Raw genomic sequence first — 8,532 nt, forward strand, 5'->3', positions numbered from 1 at the left:
CGGGCGGGGTGCGGTGGGGTGGTTTTGGGTCGGGGGCGGTGCCGGGGTGGGGTGTCGTCCGGGGCGGGCTTCGATGTTCGGCGCCTGTTCCGGGTCTGAGTCGTACGGGGTACCGGGCGCCGAATTCATCTCGTTTTAGCCCCGGACGACACCCCACCCCGTCCCCGCCCCCTCACGTCCGTCGTCCGGCCGCCCGCCTGTGTCTCGGCCCCGCCGACGCGCTTTCGCACATCCGGCCTCGTCGGCAACTCCAGCCTCGTCGGCGTTTGAGGCGCGGGGTCTGGGGCGGAGCCCCAGGAGGGGGCCGGGCGCAGCCCGGGGAACGGGCGAAGGGTGGGCAGGGGACTTCGCCCCGCGCAGCGGCACGCCGGCCGGACCCCGGGAGGCTACGGGGCGCCCGTGATGACGGCCGTCACGGTGGTGCCCGGAGGGAAGGCGGCGGACGCCGTCAGGGCGTGCAGGGCCCACAGCAGCTTCGCCACGTAGATCCGTTCCACCGGAACCCCGTGCCGGGACTCGAAGTCGGCGGCGAAGGCGTCCAGCGCGGCCGGGATACGGGCGTAGCCGCCGTGGTCGAAGCCCTCCGCCAGGGTCCAGTCGCCGGCCGGGCCGCCGAAGGCCAGGGTCTGGAGGGAACGTATCTCCGCCCCCAGGAAGCCCCCGGCCAGGACCGGGACGCCCAGCGCCCGCTGGCCCGGGGCCAGCCCCGCCGCGAGGCCGGCCAGCGTGCCGCCCGTACCGCAGGCCACCGCCACCACGTCGGACGCCCCGCGCAGCTCGCGGCCCAGTTCCGCGCAGCCCGTGAGGGCGAGGGCGTTGCTGCCGCCCTCGGGGACCACGTACGCGCCCGTGGCCCCCGCGGAGGCCAGGAGGCGGGCAAGGGTGCGCGGTTCGGCCTTGCGGCGGTACTCGGAGCGGGTGACGAAGTGCAGCCGCATGCCGTCCGCCGCGCAGCGGGCGAGGGAGTCGTTGAGGGGGCGGCCGGCCAGTTCGTCGCCGCGGACGATGCCGACCGTCTCCAGGCCGAGCAGCCGTCCGGCCGCCGCCGTGGCCCGGAGGTGGTTGGAGTAGGCGCCGCCGAAGGTGGCGAGCCGGTCGTGGCCGGTTTCCATCGCTGCCCGGAGGTTCGGCGCGAGCTTGCGCCATTTGTTGCCGGGCAGCTCCGGGTGGACCAGGTCGTCCCGTTTGAGGAGGAGCCGTACCCCGTGCGCGCCGAAGCGTTCGTCGGCCGCCTCGACGAGGGGGGACGGCGGGCGGGGTCGCAGTTCGGGGTGGGTCACCAGCCCATTGTCGGGCCTGTCACTTGAGGCGTTCGGCGACGCGTTCGCGCAGCCCGTCCATGGTGAAGCCGCGGGGGTCGATCTTGCCGGGCTGCCATTCGCGGTGGCCCAGGACCGAGCGGGCGCCCCAGCCGTGGACGCGGCAGACGGCGGCCGCCGCGCGGGTGATCGCCTCGAGCTGGACGGCCGGCCAGGGGTCCTCGCCGTCGCCGAGGTTCTCGCACTCGAAGCCGTAGAAGTACCGGTTGCCGTCGGTGTCGGCGTGGTGGTCCGGCGGCAGCCGCCTCTCGGCGATCACGGCGGCCAGTACGTCGGAGTCGCCGGCGCCGGCGTGGTTGGCGCGGCCGAAGCCGACCAGGTGGACCCGGCCGTCCTTGGTGATCACGCCGTGGCAGAGGGGGCCGGGCAGGGCGGAGTGGCCGTCGCGGCAGAGCTCCACGGTGTACGCGGTGCCGCGCGTGGCGGTGTGGTGGATCATCACCCCGTGCACCGGCCCCCAGGGGCCCCTGTGGTTGCGGTTGTGGGTGCGCCAGGCGCCCACTTCCACGACGGTCAGGCCCTCGGCGCGCAGTGCCTGGATGAAGCGGTCCGCGGACATGGGTGCGGCCATGACCGCCTCCTTTCACCGTGTGTGTTCGTTCCGTTACTTAACGGTGTAGTGGAGGGGGCTCTTCCGCGGCTAGGGCGGTATTCGGCCACTGCCTCGCTCCGTCATGCGGAGATCCGTTCGAGGGCGGGCGGGAGGGTGTGGTGAACCGGCCACCCGGCCGTCGTCCCGCCGCGGAGGTGGCCGGAAACGGCGCGGGCGGGAGGGCTGGGGGCAAGGAGGCTGAACCTTTCAGCATGCCCATCGCCCGTTTGGAGTAGTCCCACCCGTTTGTGTAGTGGTCCGCTCGCGCAGCGCACTGGAAGGCTTCCGTCCCGCACACCCATGGAGTGATCGAAAGGACAGACATGTCGGTCCAGGCAGGTTCCGAAGCCGAATCCCGGACGTCGCAGAGCAGTCTCGGGACCGCGGCCGCCCGGAACTTGGCGTCCACGACCAAGTCCGCGCCGCAGATGCAGGAGATCACCTCGCGGTGGCTGCTGAAGACGCTCCCGTGGGTCTCCGTTCACGGCGGCACCTACCGGGTCAACCGCCGCCTGAGCCACTCCGTCGGCAACGGCGTCGTGGAGTTCGTCAAGACCGGCTCCCAGGTCCAGGTCATCCCGGCGGAGCTCGGGGAGCTGCCCCTGCTGCGCGACTACGAGGACGAGGAGGTCCTCACCGAACTCGCCGCGCGCTGCCGCCAGATCGACTTCGAGGCCGGGCAGGAGCTCACCTCCTTCGGCAGCCCCTCCGACCAGGTCTTCCTGCTCGCCCACGGCCGCGTCGAACAGGTCGGCCCCGGCCCCTACGGGGAGGACGCGGTCCTGCGGACCGTCGCCGACGGCGCGTACTTCGGCGAGGCCTCGCTCACCGACGAAGGGGCCATCTGGGAGTACACCGCCCGCGCCGCCACCGCCGGCACGGCCCTGACTCTGTCCCGGCAGGACTTCCGGCTCCTCGCCGACCGGGCCGGCTCGCTGCGGGCGCACGTGGACCGCGTACGCACCCGGCCCGCGCGGCGCACCAACCCGTACGGCGAGGCCGCGATCGACCTCTCCGCCGGCCATGTCGGCGAGCCCGTCCTGCCCGGGACCTTCGTCGACTACGAAGCCCGGCCGCGCGAGTACGAACTCTCCATTGCACAAACGGTCCTGCGCGTCCACACCCGCGTCGCCGACCTCTACAACCACCCGATGAACCAGACCGAGCAGCAGTTGCGGCTCACGGTCGAGGCGCTGCGGGAGCGCCAGGAGCACGAGATGCTCAACAACCCCGACTTCGGCCTGCTCCACAACGCCGACTACGACCAGCGCATCCAGCCCCACGACGGCGCGCCCACCCCGGACGACTTCGACGCCCTGCTCAGCATGCGGCGCGACTCCAAGCTGTTCCTCGCACACCCCGAGGCCATCGCCGCCTTCGGCCGCGAGTGCAACAAGCGCGGCCTCTACCCCGAGTCGGTCGACGTCGCCGGCACCCGGGTGACCTCCTGGCGGGGTGTGCCGATCTTCCCGTCCACCAAGATCCCGATCACCGCCGCCCGGACGACCTCCATCCTGTGCATGCGCACCGGCGAGGACGAGCAGGGCGTGATCGGCCTCCACCAGCCCGGCATCCCCGACGAGATCGAGCCGAGCATGTCGGTGCGCTTCATGGGGATCGACGACCAGGCGATCATGTCCTACCTGGTCACCGCCTACTTCTCCGCCGCCGTCCTGGTGCCGGACGCGCTCGGCGTCCTGGAGAACGTCGAGATCGGCCGCTGGCGCTGATGACCGCGAACGCCGTGGCGACGGGCGAGGGGCAGGAAGCGGCGGCCCTGCTGGAAGACGCGAGGGAAACGGTCAACCCGGCCCTCCGCCGGGCCGTCGAGAGCCTGCCCGGCGCGATGCGCCGGGTGGCGATGTACCACTTCGGCTGGGAGCACGAGGACGGCACTCCGGCCGCGGGCGGCGCGGGCAAGGCCATCCGGCCGGCGCTCGTGCTCGCCTCGGCACGGGCCCTGGGAGCGCCGGGGAGCATCACCGCGGACGCCGTACGGGCGGCGGCGGCCGTGGAGCTCGCGCACAACTTCACGCTGCTGCACGACGACATCATCGACCGGGACGTCCGGCGCCGCGGCCGGCCCACGGCCTGGACCGTCTTCGGGACGCCGGCCGCGGTCCTCGCGGGCGACGCCATGATGGCCCTCGCGCTGCGGCTGCTCGCCGAGGACCCCCACCCGGCCTCGGCGGCCGCCTCGGTCCGGCTCGCGGCCTGTGTCGTCGAGCTGTGCGAGGGGCAGCAGTCGGACTGCGCCTTCGAGGAGCGGGCGTACGTCTCCCTCGACGAGTGCCTGACCATGGCGACGGCCAAGACCGGCGCCCTGCTCGGCTGCGCGTGCGCGCTGGGCGCGCTGTACGCGGGCGCCGGGCCGGAAGAGGTCGAGGCGATGGACGCCTTCGGGCGGGAGGCCGGGCTGGCCTTCCAGCTGATCGACGACCTGATCGGCATCTGGGGCGACCCCGGGCACACCGGCAAGCCCGCCGGGGCCGATCTGCTGGCCCGCAAGAAGTCCCTCCCGGTCGTGGCCGCCCTGACCTCGGGCACCGAGGCCGGTGAGGAGCTGGCGCTCCTCTACGCCGGCCCGCTGAAGGAGGACGACGTGGCCCGGGCCGCCCGGGCGGTGGAACGCGCCGGCGGCCGCGACTGGGCGCAGGCCCACGCCGCCGACCGGATGGGCCGCGCGGTGCAGGAGCTGTCCCGGGCGGTGCCCGACCTGGCGGCGGCGGGCGGGCTGCTGGCGCTCGCGGAGTTCGTGACGCGGCGCACGAAGTAGCGGCCGGTTCGTTCCGGTGCCGCGGAGCGGTCTGTTCCGGCGCTGCGGGGCGCCGGAACAGGCCTTTTCGGGGGCGTGTGGCGAGAATCGCGCGGGACAACTCTAATATCACTCACGGTAGTTGACACGTGAGTGAAGGGTGTGCCCCGTGGTGCTGGAGATACGTCAGGCGGATCAGTCGGACCGGGACGCGGTCGCGCGCCTGCTGGACGAGGCCTTCCGCGGTGACCCGGTGAGCAGCTGGGTCTTCCCGGACCCGGAGCACCGGGCCGCCGTGCACGGCAAGTTCCTCGGGGTCTTCGTGGACGTCGCCCTGGCCGAGGGCCGGATCGACTGCACGGCGGACGGTTCGGCGGCGGCGCTGTGGCTGCGGATCCCGGCGGGCGAGCCGGAGGACGGGGCCGCCGAGGACGACGTCCCGGCGAGGATGCGGGCGGTCGCCGACCCGGACAACGAGCGGTGCGAGCTGGTCGGCCGGCTCACGGGGGAGGTGCATCCGACCGCCGAGGAGCACGAGTACCTGCTGATGATCGCGGTCGCGCCCGGCCGGCAGGGCGAGGGGCTGGGCACCGAGCTGATCCGGCCGGTCCTGGAGCGCTGCGACCGCGAGGGGGTCCCGGCGTACCTGGAGGCGAGCAGCGAGCGGAGCATGCGGCTGTACGAGCGGCTCGGGTGGGAATTCACGGGCGAGGCGGTACGCCTGCCGGACGGCCCGTTGATGTGGCCGATGTGGCGCAAGCCGCAGGGCGAGTCGCAGGGCGAGTCGCGGAGCGTGCGGCGGGGATGAGTGCGGGGTGAGTGGCGGTTCCCGGAATTGGAGGTTGGCAAAGTACTTCAGATGAAGTACTTTCATCGACGTGCCCCGGAGCGGCGGCACTCCCGAACGGAAGAGACTCGCTTGCGCAAGCTCACGTACTTCATCGCCACCACCGTCGACGGCTTCATCGGAGCCCCGGACGGCGATGCCGATTTCATCTACGGCTACCTCGACCCCGAGTTCGTCGGCCACCTCGCGGCCGAGTACCCCGAGACGATCTCCGGTCCGGGGCGTAAGCAGCTCGGCATCGCGGACGCCGCGTCCAAGCGCTTCGACACGGTGATCATGGGCCGCAACACCTACGAGCCCGGCCTCAAGGTGGGTGTGGCCAGCCCTTACGGCCACATGCGCGAGCAGTACGTCGTCTCCCGCAGTCTCACCACGCCGCCGGACCCGCAGGTGCGGCTCATCAGCGGTGACCTCGTCGCCGAGGTGCGGAAGATGAAGGCGCGGGACGGCCTGGGCATCTGGCTGTGCGGCGGCGCCGACCTGGCGGCCCAGCTGGTGGACGAGATCGACGAGTACATCGTGAAGACCTACCCGGTCGTGGTCGGGACCGGCATGCCGATGTCCCGCGCCGGGTTCGGGGTGCGCCCCCTGGAGCTCACCGGCTGCACCGCCCTCGGCGGCGGCCAGGTCATCACCTCGTACGACGTCAAGCGCTGACCGAACCGCCCGCTGACCGCGTTGCCCGCCGGCCCCACCGCGCCGAGCCCGTCATGACGCATGAAAACGGCCTGCCGTGGAGGTTTGGCCGGTGAAACGGCAGCAGAACGAGCGCGGGACGGTCGCCCCGCAGGCCGGACACGAGCAGCGGACGTGTCCGGCCTGCGGGCATGCCGTGGAGACGGTGCTCCGGCGGCGCGAGGCCACGGGGGGTCTTCGTCCCGAGTGGAGTCCGGGTCCCTGCCGGAACCCGGACCGCGCTCCGTACGTTCGCGAGGACAGGCCTAGCGGCTAGCGGCCGGTGGAGGTCGTCAGCCCTTGGAGTCCAGCCCCGAAGCGACCAGGCCGTTGGCCCACAGCTGGTTGACGCGCGTCCGCTCGGCGCTGTTCGGGGTGGCGTTCGTGCACGAGGTGCCCGGGCCGCCGCCTGACATCAGCTCGCTGCACGGACCCGTGTAGTGGTCCGGCAGGCCCAGCACGTGACCGGTCTCGTGGGCCGTCACGCGGGTGGAGTTGTACTGCTGGTTCTGCCGGTAGTCCAGGAAGATGTAACCGCGTCCGTGGCCGTCCGTGCTCGCGTACGAGCCGCGGGAGTCGTTCCCCTCGTAGTACGCGAAGTTCCCGCCCGTGGACACCTCCTGGAGCTTCACGTTGGTGACCGAGCTGTTCCAGATGCGGGTCGAGGTGGCTATCTGGGAGCGGAAGCTCGGTGCGTTGCGGGTGTTGTAGGTGACGGTGACGGCCAGCGCGCCCGGGTTCGCGGCCCGCTGCTCGGCGACCGACCGCTTCACGGCCTCGAAGAAGGCCCGGTTGGCGGCCTCGTTCTCCTGCGAACGCTCGTAGGCGGCGTAGCTCGCCGGGCCGCCGGCGGGGGCGGTGGTGGCGGCGCCGGCGGAGGGCACGACACCGCCGAGGGCGGCGGCGACGGCGAGGCCGACGGTGGCGGCGGACAGCATGGTCCTGTGGGAGTGGCGCATGTGGGGGCTCCTACTCGGATGGTGCGGTGGGGGGTGGATGGGTCGTCCGGTACCGGAGTCTGCGGGAGCCGAGCGCGCCGGGGGATGATGTCAGAGCCCGATAGCGCGGAACTATCGGGAGGGTTTCGGGCAGGCCACACCTTGGTCAACTAGCCGCACAATGGCGTGATTTGAGTGGCTATCGGCGGCTGGTGCGGTCCCCGGGCCCCGCCTACCCTCGGGTCATGGAGCTCGAGGTGAGGCACCTGCGCGCGCTGTGTGCCATCGAGGACGCCGGGAGTCTGCACAAGGCCGCCCGGCAACTCGGCGTGAGTCAGCCCTCCCTGACGACGCAACTGCGCCGGATCGAACGGGCCCTGGACGGCGAACTGTTCCTGCGCGAGCGCACCGGCTGCCGGCCGACGCCCTTCGGGCGCACGGTGCTCGGGCGGGCGCGGCCGCTGCTCGCGGAGATGGCCGCGCTGGTGGCGGAGGCGCGGGCGGCGGCGAACGGGCCGCGGCTGCGGATCGGTTCGACCGCGAGCCGGGCCCTGCCGGGGTGGCTGCGGCGGCTGCACCGGCGCGCGCCGGAGCGGGAGACCTCGCTGGTGGTCGACGTCTCCGCGAACGCGCTGCTGCGGATGACGGCAGGCGGGCAGCTGGACGTGGCGTTCGTCCACGAGGTGGAGGGCAGCCCGCTGAGGGTGCCGGCCGGGCTGGAGCTGCGGGTGCTCATGGAGCGCGAGCCGCAGTTCGTGTCCATGTCCCGGGACCATCCGGCCGCGCGGTCGCCGGTGGTGGCGTTAGAGGACCTGGCGGGCGACCGCTGGACGGTGGACCCCTCGGTGGACGGCGAATGGGACGGCCTCAGACGGGTCTTCGCGGGCGCGGGAGTCGACCCGCCCGTGCTGCACGCCGACTACCACACCGCGACCTCGCTGATCGTGTCCGGGGAAGCGGTGGCGCCGTGCCAGCCGACGTCCGGGCCGCGCGACGACATGGCCATCCGGCCGCTGTCGGGGGACCCGCTGGCGGTGCGGCTGCTGCTGGCGACGCGGCCGGGGGAACACGCGGAGGTCTTCGAGGACCTACGCGACGCGTACCGCGAAGCGGCGCTCCGCACCCCGCCGTACCGGGCGTGGCTGCGGCGGAGCGGGAGTCCGTTGCTGGTGGCGTAGGCCGTTGCCCTGGCCGGGCCGTTGCCCTGGCCGGGCGGTGTGCGGGTTGGGTGGTTGCCCTGTCGGGCGGTGCCGGGCTGGCGGGGTTGCCCTGTCGGGCGGTGCCGGGGTGCGGTGGGGTGGTTTCGGGTCGGGGTCGGGGGCGGTGCCGGGGTGGGGTGTCGTCCGGGGCGGGCTTCGATGTTCGGCGCCTGTTCCGGGTCTGAGTCGTACGGGGCACCGCGCGCC

Annotated in this window: 8 protein-coding genes; 5 read left to right on the top strand and 3 right to left on the bottom strand. The window is 73.0% G+C overall.

Translation table 11 applies throughout. The features are described from left to right. Positions 1 to 386: 386 nt before the first annotated feature. Complete coding sequence (locus ACZ51S_RS34475; RefSeq protein ID WP_468480130.1) at positions 387 to 1,280, bottom strand: 1-aminocyclopropane-1-carboxylate deaminase/D-cysteine desulfhydrase; 894 nt, start codon at positions 1,278 to 1,280, stop codon at positions 387 to 389. A 19-nt stretch (positions 1,281 to 1,299) separates the two neighbouring features. After that, complete coding sequence (locus ACZ51S_RS34480) at positions 1,300 to 1,890, bottom strand: N-acetylmuramoyl-L-alanine amidase (protein WP_468480131.1); 591 nt, start codon at positions 1,888 to 1,890, stop codon at positions 1,300 to 1,302. 344 nt (positions 1,891 to 2,234) lie between these two features. Between ACZ51S_RS34480 and ACZ51S_RS34485 the strand changes: the two genes are divergently transcribed. From ACZ51S_RS34485 to ACZ51S_RS34500, 4 genes are all read left to right on the top strand, one after another. After that, positions 2,235 to 3,641 (top strand): family 2B encapsulin nanocompartment shell protein, encoded by a 1,407-nt coding sequence (locus ACZ51S_RS34485; protein ID WP_468480132.1) that lies wholly within the window; start codon positions 2,235 to 2,237, stop codon positions 3,639 to 3,641. Next, positions 3,641 to 4,687, top strand: a complete 1,047-nt coding sequence (locus ACZ51S_RS34490) for a family 2 encapsulin nanocompartment cargo protein polyprenyl transferase (RefSeq protein ID WP_468480133.1) — start codon at positions 3,641 to 3,643, stop codon at positions 4,685 to 4,687. The genes ACZ51S_RS34485 and ACZ51S_RS34490 overlap by 1 nt, the downstream gene beginning before the upstream one ends. A 148-nt stretch (positions 4,688 to 4,835) precedes the next feature. Continuing rightward, positions 4,836 to 5,474: a GNAT family N-acetyltransferase gene (locus tag ACZ51S_RS34495; RefSeq protein ID WP_468480134.1), complete on the top strand. Its 639-nt coding sequence runs from the start codon at positions 4,836 to 4,838 to the stop codon at positions 5,472 to 5,474. Positions 5,475 to 5,585: 111 nt separating this feature from the next. Further along, on the top strand, positions 5,586 to 6,170 hold the full coding sequence (locus ACZ51S_RS34500) for a dihydrofolate reductase family protein (protein WP_468480135.1): 585 nt from the start codon (positions 5,586 to 5,588) through the stop codon (positions 6,168 to 6,170). Between the two features lie 311 nt (positions 6,171 to 6,481). Here the strand turns inward: ACZ51S_RS34500 and snpA are convergent, their stop codons facing one another. Next, on the bottom strand, positions 6,482 to 7,147 hold the full coding sequence (gene snpA, locus ACZ51S_RS34505; protein WP_388939604.1) for a snapalysin: 666 nt from the start codon (positions 7,145 to 7,147) through the stop codon (positions 6,482 to 6,484). A gap of 224 nt (positions 7,148 to 7,371) precedes the next feature. Here snpA and ACZ51S_RS34510 point away from each other — a divergent pair, with 224 nt between their 5' ends. Beyond that, on the top strand, positions 7,372 to 8,304 hold the full coding sequence (locus ACZ51S_RS34510; RefSeq protein WP_388939605.1) for a LysR family transcriptional regulator: 933 nt from the start codon (positions 7,372 to 7,374) through the stop codon (positions 8,302 to 8,304). Positions 8,305 to 8,532 lie beyond the last annotated feature (228 nt).

The organism is Streptomyces sp. NPDC034043, from assembly GCF_055575675.1.